At 67.3% G+C, this 25,407-nt stretch carries 23 protein-coding genes; 9 read left to right on the forward strand and 14 right to left on the reverse strand.

What is annotated here, in order from left to right:
• Nucleotides 1-4 precede the first annotated feature (4 nt).
• Nucleotides 5-982 carry a GTP 3',8-cyclase MoaA gene (gene moaA / locus R2733_02780; protein ID MEZ5375406.1) on the reverse strand — a complete coding sequence of 326 codons (978 nt, stop codon included), beginning with the start codon at nt 980-982 and terminating at the stop codon, nt 5-7.
• Nucleotides 983-1,075: 93 nt separating this feature from the next.
• Between moaA and R2733_02785 the strand changes: the two genes are divergently transcribed.
• Nucleotides 1,076-1,450 (forward strand): glyoxalase, encoded by a 375-nt coding sequence (locus tag R2733_02785; GenBank protein MEZ5375407.1) that lies wholly within the window; start codon nt 1,076-1,078, stop codon nt 1,448-1,450.
• Between the two features lie 8 nt (nt 1,451-1,458).
• Here R2733_02785 and R2733_02790 read toward each other — a convergent pair whose 3' ends face one another.
• Nucleotides 1,459-2,376, reverse strand: coding sequence for a GNAT family protein (locus tag R2733_02790; GenBank protein MEZ5375408.1), 918 nt, complete (start codon nt 2,374-2,376; stop codon nt 1,459-1,461).
• Nucleotides 2,377-2,408: 32 nt separating this feature from the next.
• On the opposite strand from R2733_02790, the gene R2733_02795 reads away from it, so the two are divergent.
• Both R2733_02795 and R2733_02800 read left to right on the forward strand, forming a co-directional pair.
• Entirely contained in the window at nt 2,409-3,290 is an 882-nt protein-coding gene (locus R2733_02795) for a helix-turn-helix domain-containing GNAT family N-acetyltransferase (protein ID MEZ5375409.1), read from the forward strand.
• A gap of 414 nt (nt 3,291-3,704) precedes the next feature.
• Nucleotides 3,705-4,928, forward strand: a complete 1,224-nt coding sequence (locus tag R2733_02800; GenBank protein ID MEZ5375410.1) for a HemK family protein methyltransferase — start codon at nt 3,705-3,707, stop codon at nt 4,926-4,928.
• A 68-nt stretch (nt 4,929-4,996) separates the two neighbouring features.
• Here R2733_02800 and R2733_02805 read toward each other — a convergent pair whose 3' ends face one another.
• The 3 genes from R2733_02805 to galU all read right to left on the reverse strand — a co-directional run bounded on the left by R2733_02805 (nt 4,997) and on the right by galU (nt 7,877).
• The gene (locus R2733_02805) at nt 4,997-5,623 is read right to left on the reverse strand and encodes a class I SAM-dependent methyltransferase (protein ID MEZ5375411.1); all 627 of its coding nucleotides are present in this window, start codon (nt 5,621-5,623) and stop codon (nt 4,997-4,999) included.
• A 10-nt stretch (nt 5,624-5,633) separates the two neighbouring features.
• Nucleotides 5,634-6,863: a molybdopterin molybdotransferase MoeA gene (locus R2733_02810; GenBank protein ID MEZ5375412.1), complete on the reverse strand. Its 1,230-nt coding sequence runs from the start codon at nt 6,861-6,863 to the stop codon at nt 5,634-5,636.
• Between the two features lie 75 nt (nt 6,864-6,938).
• The gene (gene galU / locus R2733_02815) at nt 6,939-7,877 is read right to left on the reverse strand and encodes a UTP--glucose-1-phosphate uridylyltransferase GalU (GenBank protein ID MEZ5375413.1); all 939 of its coding nucleotides are present in this window, start codon (nt 7,875-7,877) and stop codon (nt 6,939-6,941) included.
• 163 nt (nt 7,878-8,040) lie between these two features.
• Here galU and R2733_02820 point away from each other — a divergent pair, with 163 nt between their 5' ends.
• Nucleotides 8,041-8,364, forward strand: coding sequence for an FmdB family zinc ribbon protein (locus tag R2733_02820; GenBank protein MEZ5375414.1), 324 nt, complete (start codon nt 8,041-8,043; stop codon nt 8,362-8,364).
• Nucleotides 8,365-8,484: 120 nt separating this feature from the next.
• Complete coding sequence (locus R2733_02825; protein MEZ5375415.1) at nt 8,485-9,168, forward strand: SAF domain-containing protein; 684 nt, start codon at nt 8,485-8,487, stop codon at nt 9,166-9,168.
• Between the two features lie 33 nt (nt 9,169-9,201).
• Here the strand turns inward: R2733_02825 and R2733_02830 are convergent, their stop codons facing one another.
• The 6 genes from R2733_02830 to R2733_02855 all read right to left on the reverse strand — a co-directional run bounded on the left by R2733_02830 (nt 9,202) and on the right by R2733_02855 (nt 17,611).
• The gene (locus R2733_02830; protein ID MEZ5375416.1) at nt 9,202-10,698 is read right to left on the reverse strand and encodes a glycosyltransferase family 2 protein; all 1,497 of its coding nucleotides are present in this window, start codon (nt 10,696-10,698) and stop codon (nt 9,202-9,204) included.
• Nucleotides 10,695-12,002 (reverse strand): HEAT repeat domain-containing protein, encoded by a 1,308-nt coding sequence (locus tag R2733_02835; GenBank protein MEZ5375417.1) that lies wholly within the window; start codon nt 12,000-12,002, stop codon nt 10,695-10,697. Before R2733_02835 ends, R2733_02830 begins: the two co-directional genes overlap by 4 nt.
• Nucleotides 11,999-13,945 carry a response regulator gene (locus R2733_02840; GenBank protein MEZ5375418.1) on the reverse strand — a complete coding sequence of 649 codons (1,947 nt, stop codon included), beginning with the start codon at nt 13,943-13,945 and terminating at the stop codon, nt 11,999-12,001. The genes R2733_02835 and R2733_02840 overlap by 4 nt, the downstream gene beginning before the upstream one ends.
• Before the next feature lie 152 nt (nt 13,946-14,097).
• A complete protein-coding gene (locus R2733_02845; protein MEZ5375419.1) occupies nt 14,098-14,733 on the reverse strand; it encodes a PHP-associated domain-containing protein in 636 nt (211 codons plus the stop codon).
• A 68-nt stretch (nt 14,734-14,801) separates the two neighbouring features.
• Nucleotides 14,802-16,172, reverse strand: a complete 1,371-nt coding sequence (locus R2733_02850) for a TldD/PmbA family protein (GenBank protein ID MEZ5375420.1) — start codon at nt 16,170-16,172, stop codon at nt 14,802-14,804.
• Nucleotides 16,169-17,611 carry a TldD/PmbA family protein gene (locus tag R2733_02855; protein ID MEZ5375421.1) on the reverse strand — a complete coding sequence of 481 codons (1,443 nt, stop codon included), beginning with the start codon at nt 17,609-17,611 and terminating at the stop codon, nt 16,169-16,171. The genes R2733_02850 and R2733_02855 overlap by 4 nt, the downstream gene beginning before the upstream one ends.
• Nucleotides 17,612-17,723: 112 nt before the next feature.
• Between R2733_02855 and R2733_02860 the strand changes: the two genes are divergently transcribed.
• Nucleotides 17,724-18,101, forward strand: coding sequence for a hotdog domain-containing protein (locus R2733_02860; protein ID MEZ5375422.1), 378 nt, complete (start codon nt 17,724-17,726; stop codon nt 18,099-18,101).
• A 109-nt stretch (nt 18,102-18,210) separates the two neighbouring features.
• Nucleotides 18,211-20,043 carry a 1-deoxy-D-xylulose-5-phosphate synthase gene (dxs, locus tag R2733_02865; protein ID MEZ5375423.1) on the forward strand — a complete coding sequence of 611 codons (1,833 nt, stop codon included), beginning with the start codon at nt 18,211-18,213 and terminating at the stop codon, nt 20,041-20,043.
• A 16-nt stretch (nt 20,044-20,059) separates the two neighbouring features.
• On the opposite strand, the gene R2733_02870 is transcribed toward dxs, so the two are convergent.
• The 3 genes from R2733_02870 to R2733_02880 all read right to left on the reverse strand — a co-directional run bounded on the left by R2733_02870 (nt 20,060) and on the right by R2733_02880 (nt 22,856).
• The gene (locus tag R2733_02870) at nt 20,060-21,478 is read right to left on the reverse strand and encodes a bifunctional diguanylate cyclase/phosphodiesterase (protein MEZ5375424.1); all 1,419 of its coding nucleotides are present in this window, start codon (nt 21,476-21,478) and stop codon (nt 20,060-20,062) included.
• Between the two features lie 72 nt (nt 21,479-21,550).
• Nucleotides 21,551-22,456, reverse strand: a complete 906-nt coding sequence (locus R2733_02875; protein ID MEZ5375425.1) for a thioesterase family protein — start codon at nt 22,454-22,456, stop codon at nt 21,551-21,553.
• Nucleotides 22,457-22,487: 31 nt separating this feature from the next.
• A complete protein-coding gene (locus tag R2733_02880) occupies nt 22,488-22,856 on the reverse strand; it encodes a DUF2237 domain-containing protein (GenBank protein ID MEZ5375426.1) in 369 nt (122 codons plus the stop codon).
• On the opposite strand from R2733_02880, the gene R2733_02885 reads away from it, so the two are divergent.
• Together R2733_02885 and R2733_02890 are read left to right on the forward strand one after the other, a co-directional pair.
• Nucleotides 22,855-23,778, forward strand: a complete 924-nt coding sequence (locus tag R2733_02885; GenBank protein MEZ5375427.1) for a M15 family metallopeptidase — start codon at nt 22,855-22,857, stop codon at nt 23,776-23,778. The genes R2733_02880 and R2733_02885 overlap by 2 nt on opposite strands.
• A gap of 46 nt (nt 23,779-23,824) precedes the next feature.
• Entirely contained in the window at nt 23,825-25,405 is a 1,581-nt protein-coding gene (locus R2733_02890; protein MEZ5375428.1) for a long-chain-fatty-acid--CoA ligase, read from the forward strand.
• The last annotated feature ends 2 nt before the right edge of the window (nt 25,406-25,407 follow it).

Genomic DNA, 25,407 nt, shown 5'->3' on the forward strand with positions numbered 1-25,407 from the left:
GGGCTCAGCCGCCCAGCTGGCTCATCGACTTCGACGGACGGAGGAAGTGCACCTGCCCGATGGCGTGGCCCGCCCACTTCCGCTCGATCTCGCCGGCAACGGCGGCGATGAGGTCGTCGTCGGTGCCGCCACCCCGCAGTACGGCTCGCAGGTCGACGTGATCGTGAGCGAAGAGGCAATTGCGGAGCTGGCCTTCGGCCGACAAGCGCATGCGGTCGCAGCTGCCGCAGAACGGCTCGGTGACACTGGCGATGATCCCGAACTCGCCGGCGCCGTCTCGATACTGGAACCGCTCAGCCGGGGCGTGACCGCGGTCGACGGCATCGAAATCGAAGTGTTCGCTCGCCCGTTCGAGGATTTCGGCGTAGGGCACGACCCGGTCCGACGACCACTCGCCCTGGGCGTCGAGCGGCATGAACTCGATGAAGCGGACGGTGACGCCCTTGTCTCGCCCGAACCGCAGGAAGTCGACCACCTCGTCGTCGTTGATCCCACGCATCAGGACGGCGTTGAGCTTGACCGGCGAGAAACCGGCGGCCACGGCGGCATCGATTCCCTCGAGCACCCGCGGCAGCTCGTCTCGTTTGGTGAAGGCACGGAACCGCTCGGCATCGAGCGAGTCGATGCTGATGTTGATCCGCTCGAGCCCAGCGGCGCGCAGGTCGTGGGCGAGCAGGGCCAACGTTGCGCCGTTGGTGGTCATGGCCAGATCGACGTCGAGCCGAGCGAGCTTCTCGATCAGGATCGGGAGCCGAGCCCGGACCGTCGGCTCACCCCCGGTGATGCGCACGGATGTGACACCGCACTGCTCGACCAGCACTCGGGTGATGCGCTCGATCTCCTCGAAGCTGAGGAGATCGGACCGGTCGAGCCAGCGCATCCCTTCTTCGGGCATGCAGTACGCGCAGCGGAAATTGCAGCGGTCGGTGACCGAGATCCGCAGATCGGTGTGCACGCGCCCGAAACGGTCCTTCAACTCCATCGGCCCAGGATAGGGGGCCATGCTCGGTGGCGAAAGATCGGGTGGCCGGGACTGCCTAAGGTGAGGCGGCCCAGGAAACGACAAGGAGTCACCATGGAACTCGGAGCATTCTCGGTCAGTCTCGCGGTCGCCGACCTGGCCGCCTCTCAGCGCTTCTACGAGGCGCTCGGGTTCACGGTGACCGGCGGCGACGCCGGCGAGCACTGGTTGATCATGGTGAACGGAACGTCGGTGATCGGTCTGTTCGAAGGCATGTTCGACTCGAACATCTTGACCTTCAACCCGGGGCTCGGCCGCGACCTCGGCCCCGTCGACCCCTTCGACGACGTGCGAACGATCGAGGCCCACCTCGTCGCCCACGGCATCGAACCGGTGAGCCGGGTCGACCCCGAGTCGACCGAAGGTCCGGCGTCGCTGACGCTGAGAGACCCCGACGGCAACATGATCCTCATCGACCAGTTCCGCTGACGACGCCCTCAGGCGGCGGCGCTCACCCGGGCCTCGATGCCTCGTCCCCGATGGAGCCGGTCGATGATCAGCCGAGGTGCCGGCGACGACGCCGTTGGTTCGATGAACAGCCCGACCAGTTCACCGTCGGCGACGATGCCACGAGGCCGCAGCGTCGAACCCCCGGCCGTCGAACTCCCGGCCGTCGCAACCTGACCGCCGATCGCCGACCGGGCGATGTCGGCGAGCACGGCGTCGATCCCCCCGCCAGCCCGCTCATCGGTCCAATGGGTCTCGATCTCGAGCAGCGCATCGATGTCGTGCGCTTCCAGCGCCACGAGTTCGACCGAGGTGGGAGGTGTGGTCGGTCGCTCAGACCACCGCTCCCAGTCGCTTCGGGTGAGGCCGTAGAGCACGTCATCGGTGTTGACCTCGCCCACCCAGTACGACGAACGAGTGCGACCCTCGTAGCGGAACCCGTTGTGCTCGAGCACACGCGCCGACGCGATGTTGTCCGGGTGCAGCATCGCGTGCGCACGGGCCAGCCGATCGCTGTCGAACAACCGACCCAGCAGCGCCCTCACCGCCTCGGTGGCCAGCCCCCTCCCCCACCACGTCCGATCGAGCGTGTAGCCGATCTCCATCGATCGTCCCTCCCAGCTCTGGTGGAGGGCGAGGTCGCCGACGATGTCGCCGGTGACTGAGGACTCGATGGTCAACATCCACCACTCGCCGTCGCCCGGCCCTGACATGGCGCAGACGGCCTCGATCAGGCCCTCCGCTCGGGAGCGGTCGTAGGGCAGCGACCACGACTGCAGGGCCGCGACTTCCGGATGGTTGCGGCGTGTGAACAGCGCGTCGAGATCCGAGTGCTTGGGCGGACGGATCAGCAGTCGCTCGGTCGTGATCGGCGCAAAAGTCACAGGATTCGGGGTGTCGGCGGGCACGAAGGACACGATACCTGACTAAAGTCAGCTACATGACCACCAGCGTCGAGGCCCTCCGCCACTTCAATCGCAGCTTCACGCAACGGATCGGCGTCCTCGACGATCGATTCCTCGGCCTCGATCGTCCGCTCGGCCACTCTCGTCTGCTGTGGGAGATCAGCCCGCATGGCGCAGCCGTCGGCGAGCTACGCGAACGGCTGGGCCTCGACTCCGCCTATGTGTCGCGCCTGCTGCGGGCCCTCGAGACCGACGGTCTGATCGACACCTCGACGGATCCGAGCGACGGTCGGCGCCGACTGGTCCGGCTCACCGACGCCGGCCGCGACGAGTGGAATCGGCTCGACGAGCGATCCGACGCCCTTGCCGGCGAACTCCTCGCTCCCCTGTCGGAAGGGCAACGACGCCGACTCGTCGATGCGCTCGCCACGGCCGACCGACTCCTGCGAGCGGCCACCGTGCGCCTCGACGTCGTCGATCCATCGAGCGACGCCGCCATCGACTCGATGACCGCCTACTTCGACGAACTCGATCGACTCTTTCCCGAGGGCTTTGACCCGGGAGACACGCTGGTGGTCGATGCGCCGAAGCTTCGTGCGCCCCTTGGCCGCTTCGTCGTCGCCTTCGCCGATGGTGCCGCCGTTGCGTGCGGTGGGGTGCAGGAGATCGGTCCTCAGGTCGGAGAGATCAAACGGATGTGGGTGCATCCGGACTGGCGTGGGGTCGGCCTCGGGCGTCGCATGCTCGAAGCGCTGGAGGAGCTTGCGCGCGCACTCGGACAGCACACGGTCCGGCTCGACACCAACAGCGTGCTCACCGAGGCCATCAACATGTACGAAACCGCGGGCTACCACTCGATCGAGCGCTACAACGACAACCCATTCGCCAAGCGCTGGTTCGAGAAGTCGTTGACCTGACGGCTCGTCATGCCGGGCGTCCGACGACGGCAACGAGACCGGCCACATCGTTGGCCGACGCGTGATCAACCCCGGTGGCGATGGCTCGCCGAGCTTCGTCCATTGTGGTGGCGTCGTTCGCCTGCACCTGCTTCCCTGGGCGTGCAGTCGCTCGACGATGGAGGGAGTGAGCACCGACGCGTGCACGTGTGCGACCTCGGCATCGAAGTGTGCGGCCAGGCCCACCGTGACGTGCTCGAAGAGCGTGGTATCCATCCACGGATCGGGTAGGCGGGAGAACAGCCCGATCGTCGCCCCCGGCCGACGCCGCTTCAGCTCGGCCAGCAGCGGGAGGTTCCACCCGGTGAACTTGACCCGATCCAGCACACCAGCTCGATCGACGGCATCGAGCACCAGCTCGAGCATCGCCGGCGCATGTCCTTTGATCTCCAGCTCGAAGTCGAGGTCGAGCAGCTCCAGCACCTCGGACAGTCGGGGGATCCGCTCGCCGATGTAGTCCTCGCCGAACCATCCACCGGCGTCGAAGCGCGACACCTCCGACCACGGCATCTCGAAGATGATGCCCGAGCCGTTCGTCGTGCGGTCGACCCGGTAGTCATGAAGGACGACAAGTTCGCCGTCAGCGGTCTGGTGCACGTCGAACTCGATCGCCGTTGCGCCCAACGCTGCCGCACGGGTGAACGCCGCCATGGTGTTCTCGGGCGCGATGTCGGACGCTCCTCGGTGCGCCACCACGTTGAACGTCTCCCACCGCATCGGGCAACCGTAGTGAACGCTGCCACCTGGCGCAGGGTCACCGGGCGCCTCGAGTACGGGGAGCGGCGCATACTGGTACCAATGGACTCTGCTGCCGTCGATCGTGATCGCGTCGCACCCGATCGCGACCAACTCGCGGCCACGCTTCGGCAGGCCGGCTTCGTGGCCGCCGAGGAAGAAGCCGACCTCCTGCTTCGACATGCTCGGGATCGAATCGACCAAGCGGTGCAGCGGCGGCTGACCGGCGAACCCCTGGCATGGATCTGCGGCTCGACACCCTTCTGTGGGCTCGCCATAACGATCCGACCCGGGGTGTACGTACCTCGGGAACACTCCGAGCCGTTGGCCCGGCGAGCAGCCGGGCTCCCTCCGCTCCGGGGCATCGCCGTCGAGATCTGCACGGGATCAGGCGCCATCGCCGCAGCCATCGCCGCCGAACGACTCGATGTTCGGGTGGTGGCGACCGACCTCGATCCTGTGGCCGTCGCCTGTGCGTCCGACAACGGTGTCGATGCGCTCCAGGGTGATCTGTTCACTCCGCTGCCCGATGCGTTGCGAGGCACGGTCGACGTCGTCGTCGGGGTGGTGCCCTATGTTCCCCGGACGGCGCTCGGCCTCCTCCAGCGAGACACCCTCACCTTCGAGTCGCCGAGTGCGTACGACGGTGGCGACGACGGCACCGAGCTCCTCCGCCGAGCGATCACCGAGAGCACCGAATTCCTCCGCCCCGGTGGCTCACTGCTGCTCGAACTCGGCGCCGATCAGGCCGATCTCCTTGCCGACGCACTCACCGCCAACGGGTTCGACCTCGTAAAGGTGCACCACGACGACGACGGCGACCCGCGAGCGATCGAGGCCCGCTTCACAAAGCTCAGGGGCTGACCGCAACTCCCGAAAAGCTCAGGGGCTTCCAGCAGCCGGCTGCTGGGACGCCCTGAGGCTTGCTGGGATCAGCCGTGCGACGGGTGGGCTCGAAGGAGGAACCCGTGGTACTCCCATCCCTCGGGGCCGACCTCGAGGCGCTCGACCCGCTCGACCGTGCCGCCGACCGCCACGAGCTCACGGTTCCGATCGAACGGGCGCAGGCTGAACAGTCGGCGTTCGCCCGCGATCTGCTCGACATCGATCTCGTCGCGCCGGTCGCCACCCCACAGCCCGATCAGCAATGGCGCTTCGGGTTCCAGCACCCCGACCATGGCGTGCACGGTGTCCTCCACCTCGCTCTCGGGCACGTGCATGAGCGTGCTCATCGACCAGCCGGCTCCGAAGCTGGCGGGCCGGAACGGCGGCGCCGACATCGATCCCTGCACCACCACGGCGTCGGCGGCCCGGGCGATTCGTGCGTTGCCGTGAGCCAAATCGAGCCCGACGTAGTGCATACCCGCATCGTGGAAGGGACCGGCGTCGAGCCCAGGCCCGGCACCGAAGTCGAGCACCGAGCGGCGGTGTTCGGCAATGAGCAGAGCGACGAACGCTGCTCGCCACTCGGTGCGAAATCCCTTCGGCGCCGTGCGACGGCCGAGTCGGGCCTCGGTCTCGTAGTACGAGCGGAGGTCATCGATCGGCGAGGACGGCATAGCTTGCGGCTCAGCTGTCGAGCTGGAGCACTCGAACCCGTTGGCCGGCCGAAACCCCGTCGCCGTCGGGTAGCACGGCGAGCCCATTCGCCGTGGCCAACGCGCTGAGCTGGTGCGAACCCTGGCCGCCGGCAGAGCGAACCCGCCACGAACCGTCGGGTTCGGGCTCGACGACCACCCGCTGGAAGTGCACCTTGCCATCGGGGGTCCGCAGCAAGGGTTCGTCAGCGATCGCCCACACGCTACGGCGCTCGGGTTGGGGCAAGCCCATCATCGTGCGGATGGCCGGTCGGGCGAACAGTTCGAAGCTGACCACCGAGCTGACGGGGTTGCCGGGCAACCCGAAGACGGGGATCCCGAACAGCAGTCCGAAGGCCAGCGGCTTCGCCGGCTTGATCGCCACTTGCATCCAATTGAGTTCGCCGAGTTCGCTGAGCACCTTCTTCACGTAGTCGAAGTCGCCCATGCTCACGCCGCCCGACGTGAGGAGCGCGTCGACCGGTCGGTCGGACGCAGGGTCGACCGCGGCCCGCAGCGCAGCGTCGATTTGGGCCTCGTCGTCGGGGAGACGCCCGAGGTCGACCGGCTCGACGCCCGCTTCTCGGAGCAAGGCGAGCAGCGTCGGCCGGTTCGAGTCACGGATCTGGCCGTGCGCAAGCGGAACACCGGCGTCGACCAGTTCGTCGCCGGTCGAGAACACGCCGACTCGGGCCCGGCGCCGCACGGCGACGCGAGCGACCCCGATGCTCGCCATGACACCGATGTGGCCGGGGGTGATCAGGGTTCCGGCACCGAAGACGACCGTGCCGGCCGGGATGTCGTCGCCAGTCGGCCGGACGTGGTTGCCGACGGGCACGGCATCGAGCAGCTCGACCGCGCCGTCGTCGATCGGTCGGGTGAGCTCGACCATGATGACGGCGTCGGCACCGTCGGGAATCGGGGCGCCCGTCATGATGCGCATCGCTTCGCCCGGCTCGAGCGGACGAGGCGCCACGGCACCGGCCGCCACGGTGGCCACGACCGGCAGCCGCAACGGTGCGGCCTCGCTGGCTCCCACGGAGTCGGCAGCACGGATGGCGAAGCCGTCCATGGCGGTGTTGTCGAACGGCGGGATCGGCTCAGTGGCCACGACGTCTTGCTGGAGCACCAGCCCGAGCGAATCCGCGAGCGGCACCTCGACGATCGGCAACTCCGCGATGTCGGCGTTGATCCGAGCCTGTGCGTCCTCGAGCGAAATCATGGCCGCAACCTACCCGCTCGACCACGATGCCATCGTGCCCGCCGACAGGCGGCGCTGGACACGCGCTTCAGCAGCTCAGATGAGGTGCTCTCGTTTGGCCACGTTGGCGATGATCTCTCGCATCGCTCCACCGAGGTCGTCACGCTCGAGCGCCATCTCGACGACGCAGCGCAGGTAGTCCTCCTTCTTGCCGGTGTCGTAGCGACCTTCGGCAAAGGTGAACCCGTAGATGCCCTCGGTGTCGAGGAGTCGCACCATGGCGTCGGTGATCTGGATCTCGCCGCCGACACCGGGCTTGGTGCGGGCGATCTCGTCGAAGATCGCCGGAGTGAACAGGTAGCGGCCCATGATGGCGAGGTTCGACGGCGCCTCGGCGGCCGGTGGCTTCTCGACGAGCGAGGTCACCTTCACCAGGTCGTTCTCGGTCGGCTCGACCGCAGCGCAGCCGTAGTTCGAGATGTCCTCGGGCGCGACCTCCATGAGACCCACCGCGGAGACGCCGTGCTGTTCGTAGGCCCGGATCATGCCGGGGAGCACACCCGCTTCGAGCCGCATGATGTCGTCGCCGAGGAGCACCACGAACGGTTCGTCGCCGACGTGATCCTTCGCCATGCCGATGGCGTGGCCGAGACCGAGCGCTTCGCCCTGGCGGATGAAGTGGATGTTCGCGAGATCCGACAGCGCTCGCACCTGCTCGGCCTCGGCGGTCTTGCCCTTGGACTCCAGCGCCGACTCGAGTTCGGGGTGGCGGTCGAAGTGATCCTCGAGGACCTTCTTGTGGCGAGAGGTGATGATCAGGATGTCGTCACAGCCGGCATCGATGGCCTCCTCGATCACGTACTGGATCACGGGTCGGTCGACGACCGGCAGCATCTCCTTGGGTACCGCCTTCGAGAACGGCAGGAACCGGGTCCCGAGTCCGGCAGCGGGGATGACCGCCTTGCGGACGGGCTTACGGGTGATCGAACTGGCCTCGGAAGACCTGACCTCGGAAGACCTGACTTCTGAAGACAATGGAGAACTCCTTGGAATGGGGTTGGTGACGGCCATGCGGGCCGGCCATCACACACGACTCGACCCTAGCGACCGAGGGTCTGGCCATTGCCGATACCCTGGTACGCCGACTGCGGAAACCATCGGCAGTCCGACACGGCTTCTGAGACCAACTTTTCGATTCATGCCAATTTACGAATACAAGTGCACCATCTGCCAGGAACGCTTCGACGTCGAGCAGTCGATCAAGGACGACACCCTCACGACGATCCCCGGCGACGACCACGAGCACACGGTGAAGAAGGTCTTCCACCCCGTCGGCATCGCGTTCAAGGGTGAGGGGTTCTACAAGAACGACACCCGCAGCAACTCCAAGCAGTTGCCGCCCCCCACCACGCCCGACTCGTCATCGAGCAGCTCGTCCTCTTCGAGTTCGGAGTCATCCAGCTCGTCGTCGACCAGCACGACCTCGAGCAGCAGTACGTCGTCGTCCACCACGACCGACTGAGACTCCCGGGTCGCCTCGCCTCGCCTGGTCGCCCCGACCACCTCGATCGTTTCCCGGGCTTCCGGGACTTCCCCCACACACTCTCGAGCCCAACGCGGGCGATGTCGTCGAGGAAGTCCCATGTCCGTACCCACGCATCGAGCAGCGTCGCAGCAGCGAGCTCTGACGCGCCCGGCGGCCGAGCCACTCGGCCGCCGAGACCGCTTGCTCATCTCGCTCGATCGAGTCGATCGCCGTCGGTTCTGGCTGTTCGTCGTGATCGGTGTCATCGTCGTCGTCTCCGCTCGTTCGGTCACCCAGAGCCGGGCAGTGGTCGCAGGGCTCGGCCCGAGGCGCAGCGTGGCGATCGCCACTCGAGATCTGGTTCCCGGTCGGACGATCGGCCCCGACGACGTGCGTTGGGAACAGTGGCCCGTCGCCATCGCCACGCACTTTCCCACCGTCGATGCGCTCACCGAAGCGGTGGTCCGGGCTCCAGTGTCGACGGGGGCGCCGATCACCTCGGAGCAGATCTTCGGGTCGAACGATCCGTTCACAGCCGACGAACGCGCCGTCACCGTGCCCGTGCCACTGGCTCCCCCGCCGCTCGACACCGGCGACATCGTGGAGATCATCGGCCTTCGCCCCGGACCGAGCGTCGGTGACCGTCAGCTGATCGACACTCAGGCGCTCGGGCGGGGCCGAGTCGTCGCGGTGGGCGACAGCGGCATCACGCTCGCCGTCGACGTCGACCGGGCGGTCGCCATCGTCGAAACGGCCGCCGTGGGCAGCATCGAACTCGTCGTCACACCGTTCGGCTCCTAGCCGACGATCCGAGACCCCTGCTTCGTTCGCCGATCAGGGCGTGGTGCTGAAGCCCTTGCGCACCTGTTGGCCCCACTCGGTCCGACCCATCAGGAACAGACGGATCCCCCACATGCGCCAGGCGATCGTGAGCTGCCGGTAGATGATCTGTTCGATGGCGGCATAGGCCGCCAGCTTCAGCCGGAAGCGGGTCTTCGGGTAGGAGTGGAAGGCGAGGTCGTCGAACCACAACGTCAGCACCGTGACCGCCGTGCCGAACCCGTACGCCGCACCGAGTACCCAGAGCGAGCCCGGGTCCACCAGACCGGCGAGCAGACCGGCGAGCAGGAGCAACAGGGCCATGGCCTCGACGATCGGTGAGAGGAACTCGACGATGAAGAAGAACGGCATCGACAGCATTCCCGCGGTGCCGTATCGGTAGTTCAGGATCATGCGCCGGTGCCGCAACAACACGTCCATGAGGCCTCGCTCCCACCGGTTGCGCTGGCGGGCGAGCACCTTCATCGACTCGGGTGCCTCGGTCCACGCCACCGGGTCGGGCAGGAACTCGACTCGGGCGTACTCCCGATTCTCGTAGCCCACCCGCCGCAAACGGACGATCAGTTCCATGTCCTCACCGATCGAGGACTTCTCGTAGCCTCCCGCTGCCAGCACCGCCTGACGGTCGAACACACCGAAGGCGCCCGAGATGATCAGGTTGCCACCGAGGGGGTTCCAACCCAGTCGCCCGACGATGAACGCCCGCATGTACTCCACGGCCTGCAGCGCCGGCAGTGGCTTCTTGGGCACGACGAGTTTGGTGATGCGGGCACCATGGACCGGCGAGTCGTTGGTGAGCCGGACACTGCCACCGACCGCGACCGTTCCCTCGCGGATGATGAACGGAGCGACGAGCTGTTGGAGCGCGTCGGGCGCAACCAGCGTGTCGGCGTCGATCGCGCAGACGAGGTCACCCGTGGCGACGTTCACCCCGGCGTTGAGCGAGTCGGCCTTGCCACCGTTGAACTTGTCGACGAGCACGAGCCGAGGTTCCCGGCTCGATCGATAGATCGTCTTCACATCGGCGTGCGGGATCACCCGGTGGTAGATGGGGTGAATCGGGCGGAGGTCGAACGCCTCGACCAGTACATCGATCGTGCGGTCGGGCGAGCCGTCGTTGATGACGACGATCTCGAGGTTAGGATACGACAGCGCGAGCAGGCCCTGCACCGTGTCGGTGACCGTGATCTCCTCGTTGTAGGCGGGTACCAGCACCGACACTCGTGGCGCGAGCGGCGAAGTCATCACCCGGCGCCACATCTGGTGACGGTCACGCTGACGGAGCCGTCGCAACTCCACGACCGCCGCCACGACCATCGTCAGCTGGAGCAGCGTGACCACGATGACCCATCCGGCGGCGATGTCGGCGACGCGATCGAAGAGGTTGGCAACCGTGAAGAAGTCGACGATCGACGACCACATGTTGTTCAGCTCACCGCTCACGGTGGCAACGGTCAGCGGAGCGTCGCTGTGCCCGAGGTGCGCGGTCATGAGGCGGGCTCGACCGGCGCGAGCAGCGCCTCGATCACATCGGCGGCGGTGATGGCGAAGAACATCGCATTGGTCATCTCGGCGTGCGTCAGCGGGCCACTCCCGGCCTCGTCGCTGACCTGACCGAGGGCCCGGTTGGCCTCGGCGTGAACGGTCGCACGGATCTGGTCGGGCCGATACACCGTGAGATCGACCGGCTTGGCCACCTCCACTGCGGCATAGGCATCGGGTTCATCGAGATCGATCAGCACCTCGTCGCTGGCCGGTAGGAGGCTGACGCCGAGCCTGGCGCTGGCGCTGTCGAGCACCTGACGGGCCATGTCGGCGGCGAAGCGGTCGTGGTGTTCGAGATGGCGACGCAGCACCAGTCGCCCGGCGGCGCCCAGCCGGTCCAGTGCTTCGCCGGCAGCCCGGCGGACCATGAACGAGCGGTCGGCCAGACAGGCCCCGATCGCGTTGACCGACGCCATGGCGTCGAGACGGGCGAGTGAGTCGATGGCCGTGGCTCGAACCGTCTCGTCGGCGTCCTCCAGCATGGTGAGTAGCTGCGGCACCGAGGAGCTGCCGCCGTTGCCGAGCGCCTTGGCGATGAGGGTCCTGGTGCGGTCGTCGTCCGAAGATGCATACTCCTCGAGGAGCGGGATGAATCGAGGATCAGGAAGGTTGGCGATGACGGCGAGCGCCGCGTTTGCGTCGACCTTGCCCTGCGCCAACTGCTCGATGAGGCGAGGCACCGATGCACCACCGGCCGCGAGCACGGCCTGCTGGGCTGCCATCCGCACCACGGTGTCATCGGCGGCGAGCATCGGCATCAGCGAGTCGAGATGACCGGCGGCCTGCTCGGGTGTCAGCGCTTCTGCCGCTCGGGCCCGCACCAAGGGGTGACGGTCTTCGAGCAGGCGACGCCGGTCGAAGTCGGGATCGGAAACGAGGTGGTGGAGCTGTGCCGCTTGCACCCGCAGCCGCCAGCGGCGAGCGCGAGAGCGCCGACGGATGAACCGTTCGAGTCCGGTGGTGCGGACGAGCTGACGAACCCGCTGCTGCGCCACACCGTCGAGATCGACGGCCAGGTTCTGCAACACCCGTAGCAACATCCGTCGAGGCAGATCGGCCACGTCCTCGTGCACGGCTTCGGCATCACGATCGTGCTCGAACAGTACGACGCCGATGACCTGCAGCACTCGTTCACGGCGCCGCTCGAGGAACTTGGTCGTCACGTCGCTGACGAAACCCGTCACCAGATAGAGCACGACGAGCCCTCCGACGAGAGCCCACGCCGCGACGAAGAGGTCGAACCTGCTCACTGTTCCAGCACCCGCGACAGACGATGGACGAGCAACGGCGTCGAGAAGGGCTTGCCGACGAAGTCGTCGGCCCCGAGTTCGAAGGCCATGCGGAGATCGGACTCGTGGGCGCGGCCGGACAGCACCACCACCTTGGTGCGGTGGAGGGTGCCGGCGTCTCGGAGCTGACGCAGGAAGGCCATCCCGTCGATACCCCGCTGATCCAGTTCCATGAGCACGATCCGCGGCAGGGGCTTGCCGCCGCGACCGGCGAGGTCGTCGAGTGCGATCAAGGCATCGGGCTCGTGCACGACCTTGATGCCTCGCCGTCCGAGCGCCTCGCCGACCACGACGCCGAGATGACGATCGGGATCGACGAGCATCACGTCGGGCGCTTCCGCCGCCCAGGGTCGCCAGTCCGCTCCGGCGAGCCACGGCCCACCCTCGTCAGCGATCCGATCCAACGATCGACGGGCCTCCTCGATCAGCTCACCGAGTGAGCGCCCGTCAATGGGGAACTCGAGACCGATCGCCCGGCAGTGCCGCTCCGCCAGTTGATACTTGTGCTGGAGGTCGCCGAGCCGCCCCATCAAGGTCCGTCGAGACACTCCCTGGAGGGCAATGATCAGGTGATCGCCGTCGAGACGTGAGATCACGTCCTCGCCTCGGAACTCCCGGGCGATCGCCTCGTCGAGTTCATCGGCCGCTGCGTCGTGGCCACGCAGTGTCTGCGCCGAGCCGGGCCCGCCAAGGGCAGCGGTCGCGGCAGTGGCGACATTGGGGTTGTGCAGCCGGATGACGCCCAAACCCACCGGCGTGCTGCGGCGGAACCCGACCAGCAGCATGCGCTCGATCATCATGGTCGCCGTTGCCCACGGCACGGTGCCGCGATGCTCGCTCGGATCGACGACCGGCTCGAGTTCGGCCCGGCGTTGGAGGCGCGACTTCAGGGCAACGGCGAGATCGTCGGCGTCGACCTCCGGGCCGAAGACGTCGTCGACCCCATCCCGGAGGGCGTTCTGTACCCGGGCGGCGTCGGTCGCTTCGCTGATCATGACGACTACCGACGAGCGGGTCCGGCGATCGGTGCGGATCAACCGCACGATCTGGTCCGGCGTCAGCGCCCCGGTATCGGGCATGAGCACCACGGCGCGGGCGTCGCCGTTGATCAGCCGAGCGACGAGGTCGTCGATACGGGTCTCGATTCGAGCCGCCAGACCGCGCCGCCACAGGGGCTCGGTGAGGAGCTGGGCATTCGTGCCGAACACGCTGACGGAGCGAGGCTGACGACTCCGGGTGATCTCCTTGCGGACCTCGGTGATCACTTCGATCGGATGGGTGTCTCGCGGCAGCACCAGCGAAACGAGATCGGCTACGGCGGCCCGACCGTCGAGGTCGACGCCGGGGGCCAGCAGCACCATCGGCTGCATCGGGTGGCTCTCCCGAATGCTGCGCAGCAGCGGCTTGGACCGGGCCGTGTTCTCGTCGTCGAGCACCACGATCACACCCGCAACATCACGGTCGGCCCCGATCACCCCGTCGACGTGCTGCGACACCGGCATTCCCTGCGCCGCAGCGACCCAGATCAGCTCGTCGGTCGTCTCGGTGACGGCACCGACGACGGCGAGCGGTTCGCCGGTCCGGCTCAGCAACTTGAGCTCGGCCACGCTGTTTGCGATGGCCATCCGGGCATCGTCCAGGAGACTGGACAGACCGATGGCGTGCGAGATGCCCAGCTCATCCTGCTCGAGCATGGCGTTGGCCTTGCGCAGCAGTTCGGCCGCCGAACCCAGACCGAGCAGACCGAGCTTGGCGGCAACGAGTTCGCCGAGTGCCACCGCTTCGGCCACTTCACTGGGCTCGAGCGGTCGGTCGAACAGGGCCGAAACCACACGGTCGATACGGGTCAACCCGCGTTCGAGCCGAGCCTGGAGACGTCCCCAGACGCCATCGATCAAGGCCATCGTCACGCGATGGTCGATCGATCCTTGATCGGTGGCGAGGCCCACCGATGGCGCGTTTGCACTCGGCACCTCGCTCCAGTCGGCATCGAGCGCCGACTTATGAGCACCGTTCTCCCCTGGTCAGGCAATCGCGGCACGCCGTCGCGCCGCGATCAGCGCTCGTCGGGGACCGACGGGACGATGCGCGGTGTCCAGGGCCGCGCCGGATCGCTGTGATGGCCGACGATCCGCCCAGTTGCGAGGCCAGCCAGAAACCCTGCGGCGTCGACGAAATCGGCCACCTCGACATAGGCCGCCCCGAGGGCATCGGGGACATGGGCATCGCTCCCCGCCCCGGCCGCCAATCCGTGCGCTCGGGCGTAGTCGGCCGCCCGACGGTTGAGCGATTCCAGGCTGGTCTTCGCGTTGCGAACCTCGAACGCGTCGATCAGCCCAGCATCGGCCAGCTCGTCGATCTGCGCAGGCATCAGCGCGTTGCGCATCGGATCGAACGGATGCGGAACATAGACGATGCCGCCCTGGTCACGGATGGCTCGGGCCGTGTCGCACACGCTCAGCCCCGGAGGAATGGCTTCGGCCAGGAACAACCCGATCAGCTCGCCCTGCCCGATCCGAAGCTCCTCGCCGACCACGACCCGGCACGGCAACTCGTCGGCGAGGCGCTTCGCTCCGGCGACGGTGTTGTGATCGGTGATGCACAGCACATCGATGCCCGACGCCTCGATCGCTGCGATCAATTCGTCGGGGGTCGTGGTGCAGTCGCCCGACCACATCGTGTGCGAGTGCATGTCGACGCGCACCGTTCCCGGCGGTCGAGGCTCGGCGAGGTGGGGATGACGGCGGATCGCCGCCTCGTTCACCCGCTCGCCCCCGACAGCATCACATCGCCCACCACCAGACTCGGGCAGACCGCACCACCCGGCAGGTGAAGCCGGTCGGATCCGACGGCGGTGATCCCGAGCATCATCCGCTGCAAGGTGGAGCCGACGGTGGCCTCGCTGATCGGCTCGGCGACCTGACCGTTGCGGATCATGCGGCCATCGACACCGAGTGAGAGATCGCCCGACACCGGGTTGACGCCCGAGTGGAAGCCGGCGAGCCCGAAGACCAGCACCCCCTGATCGACGCCGGCAATGAGCTGCTCGAGGTCGCCACCGTCGCCTGCCGGCACCGACAGCACGTGCACGCCGGGGCTCGGTAGGCCGCGGGTGCTTCGCTGGGCCGAGGCGGTCGAGGTGGTGCCGTACTTGCGGGCGTTGAGGTCGTCGAAGAGGAAGTTCTCGAGCACACCGTCGGTGATCAGCGGCAGATTGCGGCAAGCGAGACCCTCGCCGTCGTAGCTGGTGGCGGCGAGCGACTCGCGGTCGAGCGGGGTATCGGCGATCGACAGCAGTGGCGAGGCGATGGCTTCACCCAGCCGATGGACGAATGGCGATCGCCCCTTCACGATCCGGTCGCCGGTCAGCATCCCGGCGATGATGCCGTAGAGGGATGCGGCGATGCGCTGGTCGAGCACCAACTGCACCGGAACGCTCTTGGGCTTGGTCGAACCGATCAGGTCGACGGCCTGGCGAACCGCTCGTTCGACCACCCCGTCGAGGTCGAGTCCGGATGGGTCGGCGGCTGCGTCGCCCCCACCGCCGCTCATGGTGCGATCGCCGTCGGCCGCAAGGGCATGGACACTCACGCTGGCGCTGGTGGCGCGCTCGCCGTAGCCGAGGCCGGTGCTGGAGGCGAGGGCGAACGACACGGTGTTGTCGCCGTACGCCGCCGTGCGAACGCCGGTGATACGGGTGTCGGCAGCCTTGACCCGGCGTTCGACCTCGAGCGCGAGCGCGATCTTCTCCTCGGCGCTGACCGATGCGAGCGCTTCGCTGAATCGCTCGAACTCGGTGGCCTCGACACCGTCGGGTTGGGCGAGGGCAACGAACTCGTCGGGTTCGGCGAAGCGAGCGTTCGTGCGAGCTTGGTCGAGCAGTTCGTCGATGACGAGACGATCGTGGGTGCCGGCCGATGCGAACCCGGCGCGACCGTCTTCGATGACCCGAATACCGATGGCGCTCGCCGTGGCGGTGGTGAACGATTCGACGTCTTGTTCGTAGGCCCGGATGGTCGTGCTGGTGGAATGGCTGAGCACGACCTCGACCTGCTCGTTGCCCTTGGCCCGGTCGACCAGTTCGCGGGCCAATCCGAGGAGCGCCTCGGGCGAGGTGTCGGGAGCGGTCATGCGGACGTGCCGCCGATGGTGAGCTCGGTGACCCGCAGGGTCGGCACGCCGTCGCCGACGGGGACGCCTTGGCCGTCCTTGCCACACGTGCCTGGACTGCCCATGTCGAAGTCGTTCCCCACGGCGTCGATCAGCTGCAGCACCTTCGGACCGTTGCCGATCAGCTGCCCCTCACGAAGTGGTGAGGTGATCTCGCCGTTCTCGATCAGATAGGCCTCGGTCATGCCGAACACGAAGTCGCCCGATCCGGTATCGACCTGTCCACCGCCCAGCCGGGCGACGTAGACGCCGTAGTCGACCCCGGCGATGATCTCGTCGGGCGTCATGTCGCCACCTTCGAGATAGGTGTTGGTCATCCGCACCATCGGCAGGTGGCGGTAGCTCTGGCGGCGACCGTTGCCCGAACTCGCCCGGCCCTTCGCCTTGGCCCGCTGGGCATCCCACATGTAGTCGACGAGGATCCCCTTCTCGATCAGGACGTTGCGAGCCGCGGGTTGGCCCTCGTCGTCGATCGCGACGTTCCCCCACTCACCCGGCATCGTGCCGTCGTCGATCAGCGTGACGAGCGGCGAGGCCACCTGCTGGCCGATCCGACCGGCGAAGACCGAGGCTCCCTTGGCCACCAGATCGGCTTCGAGCCCGTGGCCACAGGCCTCGTGGAACAGCACGCCACCGGAGCCGGGTCCGATCACCACCGTGTGCGTTCCTGACGGTGCCGGCACGGCCTCGAGCTTGGTGGTGGCCCGCTGGCCGGCGGCGCGAGCGGCGGCCTCGACATCGACGGTGTCGAACAGTTCGAAGCCGACGGTGTTGCCGACGGACTCGGTGCCCGTCTGCAGCCCGGTGTCGCCGGTGGCGACGCAGTTGACGGCAAAGCGAGTGCGGGTCTGGTCGTCGGTGGTCAGGAGGCCATCGGAGTTGGCGACCAGGATGCGACGGCGGCTGCCTGCATAGCTGACGCTCACCTGGGTGATGGCGTCGTCGTGGGCCCTCGCTGCCGCATCGGCCTTGCGCAGCAGCACCACCTTGGCATCGGTGTCGACGTTCTCGGGTCGCACGGCGATCGGTGCCGCGTCGACCCGGCGCAGCGTGACGGGCACGACGGCTCCCCCCTCGACCGGCTCGATGCGGGCCGAGGCCGCGGCGGCGCGAGCGGCAGCGACGAGCCCGGCTTCGCTCAGGTCGGACGTGTGGGCGAAGCCGGTCTTCGAGCCAGCCAGCACCCTGATGCCGGCACCCAGGTCGCGACTGCTGGCGAGATTCTCGACCTTGCCGTCGTCGAAGGTGATGCCCTCGGCACGTACGTCTTCGACGAACACTTCGGCGAAGTCGGCTCCCTCGCCCCGGGCGGTGCCGAGCACCCGTTCGATGAGTTCGGGTTCGAGGAGGAGAGGCTCGCCGGCCTCGGCTTCGGGTGGGGCAGTTGGCGTCGCAGTCACGTTCCCAGACTACCGGCACCCGGTTCGAGCCTCCCGATCGGGCACGCCGGCCGAGCAACGGCACCTACCGATCGGGGTACCCACCGGGTTCGGTTCCCATTACGGTGGAGTGATGCCATTGCAGACCGGCCTCTCGGCCACCGTGATCGTCTCGGTCACCGACGACGACACCGCCATCGCCCTGGGCTCGGGAACGGTGCCGGTACTCGGCACACCCCGGGTGTTGGCGATCTGCGAGCAAGCGGCCTCGGATGCCGTGGCCAGTGAGCTGGGTGAGGGTATGACTTCGGTCGGCGTCCAGGTCATGCTCGACCACGTGGCGCCGAGTCCGGTCGGTGAGACCATCACCGCCGAGGCCACGCTCGAGAAGGTGGTGGGCCGCAAGCTCTTCTTCACCACCTCGGCCCGAGACGGTCGCGGCCTGGTCGCCGCCGGCAAGGTGGTGCGGGTCATCGTCGACGTCGAGCACTTCATGAGCAAGTGCACGTGAGCGCGATCGCATCGTCGCCACGATCTCGCTGAGCAGATCCACACAACCTTCAACAGATCCACAATCCCGGCAGGTCGACTTCGCGACGGGTCGGCTACCGTAGTTCGCCATGGAGTTGCTCTCGACCCTGCACGGACCTGCTGACCTGCGTCGACTCGATGCCGGCCAGCTCGACCAGCTGTGCAACGAGATCCGCGAATTCATCGTCGAGAAGGTCACCAAGGCCGGTAGCGGGCACCTCGGCTCCAACCTCGGCGACGTCGAACTCACGCTCGCGCTGCACCGCGTCCTCGACTCGCCGCGAGACGTCATCTTGTGGGACACCGGTCATCAGACCTACGTCCACAAGATGCTCACCGGGCGCCAGGCCGGCTTCGACCATCTGCGTCAGGCCGGCGGCATGTCGGGGTATCCGAGCCGCGAAGAGTCCGAGCACGACTGGATCGAGAACAGCCACGCGTCCACCGTGCTGAGCTACGCCCACGGTCTGGCCACCGCCTTCGAGACCCGGGGCGAGAACCGTCGAGTGGTCGCCGTGCTCGGCGACGGATCGATGACCGGTGGTATGGCGTTCGAGGGTCTCAACAACCTCGGACACTCGGGTCGCAACGTCACGATCGTGTTGAACGACAACGGTCGCAGCTACGCCCCCACCATCTCCCTGCTGTCGGAGAGCCTGGTCAAGATCCGCTCCAACCCGGTCTACATGCGGCGCCAGCATCGGCTCGAGCGGGTCGCCGCCAAGGCGCCCTACATCGGCAAGCTCAGCGAGCTCGGGATCAACGTTTCGAAGGCCGCGATCCGCGAGGCCTTCGAACCCAAGACCTTCTTCGAGCACCTCGGCGCCCGCTACATGGGCCCGTTCGACGGCCACGACATCCAGGAACTCGAAACCGCGTTGGTGAACGCCGCCGAGTTCGAGGGACCGGTCGTCGTCCACGTGCTCACGCAGAAGGGGCGAGGGTACGCACCGGCCGAGAACGACACGATCAAGAACATGCACGACCTCGGCGGCCCCAAGCCCGAGAGTTACACCTCGGCCTTCACCGAGTCGCTCGTGAAGCTGGGTGAGGAACACGCCGAGCTCGTCGCCATCACTGCAGCGATGCCCGACTCCACCGGGCTCCTGCCGTTCATCGAACGCTTCCCGGATCGGGCCTTCGATGTCGGCATCGCCGAGCAGCACGCCGTCACCGCCGCCGCCGGCATGGCCATGGGCGGGCTCCGCCCCGTCTTCGCCGTGTACGCCACCTTCTTGACCCGTGCTTTCGACCAGGTGAATCTCGACGTCGGCTTGCATGGCCAACCGGTGATCTTCTGCCTCGATCGGGCCGGGATCACCGGCGACGACGGGCCGTCACATCACGGCGTCCTCGACCTCGTGCTGTTGTCGAAGGTGCCGAACATGACCATCTTCGCTCCCTCCTCCTACCAGGAGCTGCAGCAGATGATGGCCGACGCCTACCAACTCGACGGCGGACCCGTCGCCCTGCGCTGGCCCAAGACGGCCGCTCCGTCGGTGTCGGAAGATCAGGTCGGTCGGGGTCTCAACGCTCGGCGCGAACGGGCCGGCACCGACGTCTGCTTGATCGGGGTCGGCAAGATGCTTGCCGCCGCGCAACAGGCCGCCGACCTCCTCGCTCGAGAGGGCGTCTCGGTCACCGTCTGGGACCCGCGAGTGGTCAAGCCGCTCGATCCAGCGATGCTCGAAGACGCCGCCGGCCATCGACTCGTCGTCACCATCGAAGACGGTCTGCGCGACGGCGGCATCGGTGCGTCCATCGCCGACGAGCTGCGCGGATCGACCACGGTCGAGGTGCTCGGTGTGCCCGACGTCTACATCCCGCACGGCAACGCCGACCAGATCCTGGCGTCACTCGGTCTCGACGGCGCCGGTGTGGCGGCCTCTGCGCTCGAGGCGCTGTCACTGACCGACGCCTGAGCGGCGGTTCGGGCACCTAGGCGTTCGGGCGCTTGTTGGTCGCTTCGGGCTTCTCGCCCGCCGCCAGAGCGACCGCCTGCTTGGCCCGTTTGCGGACCTCGTCGAGATCACGAGTGATGTCGTCGGCGGCCTGCGGGCGTCCGAAGATGAAGCCCTGGGCGAGGTCACAGCCAGCCTCGCGCAAGATCCGAGCCTGGATGTCGTTCTCGACACCCTCCGCGATCACATAGCAGCCGAGATCATGGGCCAGACGGATGAGACCGGTGACGATGATCCGGTCCTCCTCGGCCAGTCCCAGTCCCCCGACGAGCACGCGGGGCAGACGGATCACATCGAAGCGGCAGCGGCGCAGCAGATCCGGTGAGCCGTGGCCGATGCCGAAGTCCTCGAGGGCGATGCCGACACCGGCCGCCTTCAGATGCTGCAGACGCGGCCACAGCAGTCCGATCTGAGGTCCGGCGGTGGCGCCGTTGAGGTCGAGCAGCACCTGAGTCGGCTTGATGTCGAGGTCCTCGATCGTCTTCATCACGACGTTCGCGAACCGATCATGGCGGATGAAGCTCGGATCGAGATTGGTGGCGCCGAACAGACTCGGGCTTCCCATCAGTCGGCTCCAGCCTCGAACCGTCGTCAGGCACTCCTGGAGGACCCAGGCATGCAGCGGCACCACGATGGGCGACGCCCGGAGCGCGTCGAGGAACATGCCGGGTGCCAGCAGTTCGGCGCCGGTGGGTCCGGCGTCGGCCGACAGCCAGCGCAGCATGGCCTCGAAGCCCACGACCGTGCCGGCGGCGAGTGAGACCACCGGTTGGTAGTAGAGCTGGAACTCGTCGTGCTCGAACGCACGTTGGAGTCGAACGGCCAGCACCTCGGGCTTGCGTCGCACGCCGTAGGCGTCGTCACGCAGCACCATGTTGTTGCCGACGGTCGAGCGTGCCTCGGCCAGCGCCGCCTCGGCCTCGACCAGGAGCAGTCGTTCGTTGAGATCGGTGTCGCTCATGACACCCGACACCGCAGCGCGCACCGGGACCACGAAGCGCTCGAAGGTGACCTGATGGGGCAGCGACGAGATCAGATCGGCCGCGACGCGTTGGGCCTCCTCGGCACCGAAGAGCCCGGGCCAGACCACGGCGAATTCCGATCCCAGGTAGCGAGCCAGCTGGCCGCGGGCACCGACGGCAGCGCTCAGGGCTTCCGCCACGGCCTGGAGCACGTCATCACCGACGGCACTGCCATAGCCACCGTTGATCTCGGCAAGGTTCGACACCGAGACCAGGAACAAGCCGAAGCGATCGCCCGTGCGGCGCGAGCGCTGCAGCTGGCTCGACACCCAGTTCTCCAGTTGCCAACGGTCGGGCAGGCCTGTGAGCCCGTCGACGTTCTCGTCGTCGACCGGAGCAGGTGGCTGTTCTTCAACTGTTCGACGAAATCCCATGTGGCCCGCGCTTTCGGTGGATCCCTCCTCACATCGGCGGGGGCCTTTGCAACTTGAGGTTTCGAAGGCGGCCTAGACCGACTTTCCTCCAAAACCTGCATCGGCGCTCGACTCCTGCCGGCGTTCCCGAAGGAGCACCTCTTGCACGACACTGGCGACCTGGACGCCGGTGGAGTCGAACATGTTCGCGACCGAGAGCCCTCGTGCGCCGCTGAGGCCGTGACATACCACGTCGGCCAGCATCCATTGCGTGGGATCGGCCGGGCGATGGAAGTGGACGGCATGGTCGAGACTCGCCCCGACGAAGCGCTCCCGAGTCTGTTCACGAGGCACCTGCACCGGGTGGGTGGCTCGGACCGCACCGGTGGGGACGGAGTCCGAGAGAAAGGCCAGCGCACAGGCCCGGAGACGAGCATCGTTGGGCAATTCTTGGGCGAGCCGGAGCCACAGGCTGGTGTGGCCGAACTCGCGCACCGCCACCCGACGATCGAGCATTCGGCCCCACCCCTGCTCCTCCGCGTCGTCGGGACCGATCAGCCCTTCTGGCCGGTACTGGGTCTGCACGTCGGCAGCGTCTTCGGCCCGCTGGAACGATGCCGACAAGTTGAGGATCGCGCCACTCGACTGACGGGCGACGACCTGACGTACCCAGAACGAGGTGCCGTTGCGCAGCCGATTCACCTCGAACCGAACCGGCTCGCGGTGGGTGCCGCCCTGGATGAAGTAGGCGTGCAGCGAGTGGACGGCGTAGTCCTCGTCGACCGTCAGCTGCGCCGCTCGCAGCGCCTGCGCCACGACCTGACCGCCGAAGAGACGACCCCACGGGTAGCGAGGGGCGAGGCCGACATAGGTGTCGGGTCCGTGCTCGTCCAGGTCCATCAGCTCCACGAAGCTGACGTCGGAGATCCGCAGCCGATCGGGGTCGCGGGTGCGCTGCGGTTCGCTGGACTCGGGGACAGGGGACGTTGGCTCGATCATCGAGTCCGAGTATCGCCTGCTCGGCGCCCGGTCAGGCCGCTGGTCGGTATTCGTACTGGCGGAGCGTGTCGAGCGTAACCCATTCGAGCATGGCGGCGTGAGTCGCTTCGAGCACGACCTGCGGCGCCTTGCCGGCATCGAACGCCTCGACCCAGCGGTCGGCACACAGGCACCACTGATCGCCGGGCACCAGGCCATCGAAGCCGTACATCGGCATCGGCGTGCTCAGATCGTTTCCCATCGCCTTCGAGAAGGCGAGGAAGTCCTCGGTGACCCGAGCACACACGATGTGCACGCCGGTGTCGTTGGCCCCGGTCGAGCAGCAGCCGTCGCGATAGAACCCGGTCAACGGATCGAGCGAACAGGATTCGAGTTCGCCACCAAGTACGTTCTTCGCCATGGCGACATCGAAGCAGATGCCGCACCGAGCGGCGAACCGGCTGGCTCGATACGTCCTCGCCATGGTCTTGCTGGCCGGCTGTTCGAGCGCCGGTGGCGTCGAACGGACCGAGCCGACCACCACACTCGCCACGAGCGATGCGACGTCGCCCGTGACCACTGCTGCCGCGCCGCCGACCACGGCCGAGCCCACGACCACGACCACCGCGATCGAACTGCCGCCTCGGCCGGCGTGGCTCGGCACTCGCGATCTCCTCCTCCCCGATGGCTCGATCGCCACCGGTCTCGACACCCCGCACGAACTCACCGATCGTCGATTCGCCACCATCGATCTGCTCCCCCCGCCTGCGCTCGATGCTCCCTTCGAAGCGGTCATCGACTCGCTTGACGCGAGCGCGCTCGAATCGTCCACGTGGGAGGAGGGATGCCCTGTACCGCCCGACCAGCTTCGCCTGCTCACCATGAGTTTCTGGGGCTTCGACGAGCGTCCGCACACCGGGCAGATGATCGTCAACGCCGACGTCGCCGACGATGTCGTCGAGGTCTTCCGCACGCTGTTCGACGCCCGCTACCCGATCGAGGAGATGCGCATCATCACCGAGGAAGACGTGGCCGGACCGAACAGCGGCGACGGGAACATCACCACGGCGTTCGTGTGCCGCGCCGTCCGCGGCGGAACCCGTTACTCCGAGCACGCGTACGGGCTGGCGATCGACGTCAACCCGTTCCTGAATCCCTACCTGCGGGGCGAGCTGCTGCTGCCCGAGCTTGCTCGCCACTACCTGCCCCGAGAGCTTGGCGCTCCGGGCCAGATCACCAGCGGCGATGTAGTAGTCGAGGCCTTCGCTGCGATCGGCTGGGGCTGGGGCGGCGACTGGTCGTCGCTGGTCGACTACCAGCACTTCGCGCTCCACGACCGCTGAGCTAGGGTGAGTGTGACTGACGACACAGTTCCCACGGAGCACCGACATGACCGACGTCCGCGAACCTCAACCCGGTGACATCACCAACCTCGCCGGCATCAGCCGCTACTGGGGCCGCACCGCCCCGGATCGTCTCGCCCTGACGGCGGGCGACCGCACCTGGACCTTCGGCGAAATCGAGACCGAATCCCAGCGCGTGGCGCAGGGGTTGGCCTCGCTCGGCGTCGCCGCCGGGAGCCGCATCGCCTTCCTCGACAAGAACGCCCCCGAGTACTTCCCCCACCTCTTCGGCGGAGCCAAACTCAACGCCGTCTCGGTCGCAGTCAACTGGCGGCTCGCTCCGCCCGAGATGGAGTTCATCATCAACAACGCCCTCGCCGAGGTGTTGTTCATCGGGCCCGACTTCCTGGGTCACCTCGACAAGATGCAGCTCGACACGGTGAAGAAGGTGCTCGTCCTCGGCGATCCCGGCGACTCCGGCCACGAGGGGTACGCCGACTGGGTCGCGTCCTTCCCCGCCATCGATCCCGAGGTCGAGATCCTGGGCAGCGACACCTGCTACCAGCTCTACACCTCGGGCACCACCGGCCTCCCGAAGGGGGTCGAGCTCACCAACGACAACTTCATGGCCACCATGAGCGTCGGTCGCGAGAACTGGAAGTTCGACTCGACCGCCGTCAACCTCGTCGCCATGCCCCTGTTCCACATCGCCGGGAGCGGCTGGGCCCTGGCCGGCATGGTGAACGGCGCTCACACCGTAATGACCAAAGAGGTCAACCCGATGGAGATGCTCGAGCTCATCCCGAAGTTCGGCATCACCCACGCCCTCATCGTCCCCGCCGTGCTCCAGTTCATCCTGAGCGTGCCCGGCGCCAGCGACGCCGACCTTTCCTCGATGCGAGCCGTGGTCTACGGGGCCTCGCCCATCACCGAGGCCGTACTCGTCGGTTCGCTCGCTTTGTTCGGCTGCGAGTTCATGCAGGCCTACGGGCTCACCGAGACCACCGGCGGTGTCGTCCAACTCGATCCGGAAGACCACGACCCGGGCGGCGATCGGGCGCACCTGCTCCGCTCGGCCGGCAAACCGTGGGGCGACGTCCAGCTCCGCATCGTCGACGCCGAGTCGCTCGAAGACGTCCCCGACGGTGAGGTCGGCGAGGTCTGGGTGAAATCGGCCCAGGTGATGAAGGGCTACTGGCGCAACGAGGAAGCCACCCGCAACTCGATCATCGACGGCTGGTTCCGCACCGGCGACGCCGGCTACCTACGCGATGGCTTCCTCTTCATCCACGACCGGGTCAAGGACATGATCGTGTCGGGCGGCGAGAACATCTATCCCGCCGAGATCGAGAACGCCCTGATGAAGCACCCCGGCATCGCCGACGTGGCCGTCATCGGCGTGCCGAGCGAGAAGTGGGGCGAGACCGTGAAGGCCATGGTCACGAAATCCGATCCCGACCTCACCGAGGCCGACGTCATCGCCTTCGCTCGCGAAAACCTGGCCTCCTACAAGTGCCCCACCTCGGTCGACTGGATCGATGCGCTGCCTCGCAATCCATCGGGCAAGATCTTGAAGACCGAGCTCCGCAAGCCGTTCTGGGAGGGTCAGGAGCGCATGGTCAACTGACC

It is taken from the genome of Acidimicrobiales bacterium (assembly GCA_041394265.1).
Classification (GTDB): Bacteria; Actinomycetota; Acidimicrobiia; order Acidimicrobiales; family SZUA-35; genus JBBQUN01.

What these genes read in the sequence shown, in the direction of transcription:
- moaA (MEZ5375406.1), bottom strand. Translation starts at nt 982, where the DNA reads ATGGAGTTGAAGGACCGTTTCGGGCGCGTGCACACCGATCTGCGGATC.
- R2733_02785 (MEZ5375407.1), top strand. Translation starts at nt 1,076, where the DNA reads ATGGAACTCGGAGCATTCTCGGTCAGTCTCGCGGTCGCCGACCTGGCC.
- R2733_02795 (MEZ5375409.1), top strand. Translation starts at nt 2,409, where the DNA reads ATGACCACCAGCGTCGAGGCCCTCCGCCACTTCAATCGCAGCTTCACG.
- R2733_02800 (MEZ5375410.1), top strand. Translation starts at nt 3,705, where the DNA reads ATGTCCTTTGATCTCCAGCTCGAAGTCGAGGTCGAGCAGCTCCAGCAC.
- R2733_02805 (MEZ5375411.1), bottom strand. Translation starts at nt 5,623, where the DNA reads ATGCCGTCCTCGCCGATCGATGACCTCCGCTCGTACTACGAGACCGAG.
- R2733_02810 (MEZ5375412.1), bottom strand. Translation starts at nt 6,863, where the DNA reads ATGATTTCGCTCGAGGACGCACAGGCTCGGATCAACGCCGACATCGCG.
- R2733_02820 (MEZ5375414.1), top strand. Translation starts at nt 8,041, where the DNA reads ATGCCAATTTACGAATACAAGTGCACCATCTGCCAGGAACGCTTCGAC.
- R2733_02825 (MEZ5375415.1), top strand. Translation starts at nt 8,485, where the DNA reads ATGTCCGTACCCACGCATCGAGCAGCGTCGCAGCAGCGAGCTCTGACG.
- R2733_02830 (MEZ5375416.1), bottom strand. Translation starts at nt 10,698, where the DNA reads ATGACCGCGCACCTCGGGCACAGCGACGCTCCGCTGACCGTTGCCACC.
- R2733_02840 (MEZ5375418.1), bottom strand. Translation starts at nt 13,945, where the DNA reads ATGGCCTTGATCGATGGCGTCTGGGGACGTCTCCAGGCTCGGCTCGAA.
- R2733_02845 (MEZ5375419.1), bottom strand. Translation starts at nt 14,733, where the DNA reads ATGCACTCGCACACGATGTGGTCGGGCGACTGCACCACGACCCCCGAC.
- R2733_02850 (MEZ5375420.1), bottom strand. Translation starts at nt 16,172, where the DNA reads ATGACCGCTCCCGACACCTCGCCCGAGGCGCTCCTCGGATTGGCCCGC.
- R2733_02860 (MEZ5375422.1), top strand. Translation starts at nt 17,724, where the DNA reads ATGCCATTGCAGACCGGCCTCTCGGCCACCGTGATCGTCTCGGTCACC.
- dxs (MEZ5375423.1), top strand. Translation starts at nt 18,211, where the DNA reads ATGGAGTTGCTCTCGACCCTGCACGGACCTGCTGACCTGCGTCGACTC.
- R2733_02870 (MEZ5375424.1), bottom strand. Translation starts at nt 21,478, where the DNA reads ATGGGATTTCGTCGAACAGTTGAAGAACAGCCACCTGCTCCGGTCGAC.
- R2733_02875 (MEZ5375425.1), bottom strand. Translation starts at nt 22,456, where the DNA reads ATGATCGAGCCAACGTCCCCTGTCCCCGAGTCCAGCGAACCGCAGCGC.
- R2733_02885 (MEZ5375427.1), top strand. Translation starts at nt 22,855, where the DNA reads ATGGCGACATCGAAGCAGATGCCGCACCGAGCGGCGAACCGGCTGGCT.
- R2733_02880 (MEZ5375426.1), bottom strand. Translation starts at nt 22,856, where the DNA reads ATGGCGAAGAACGTACTTGGTGGCGAACTCGAATCCTGTTCGCTCGAT.
- R2733_02890 (MEZ5375428.1), top strand. Translation starts at nt 23,825, where the DNA reads ATGACCGACGTCCGCGAACCTCAACCCGGTGACATCACCAACCTCGCC.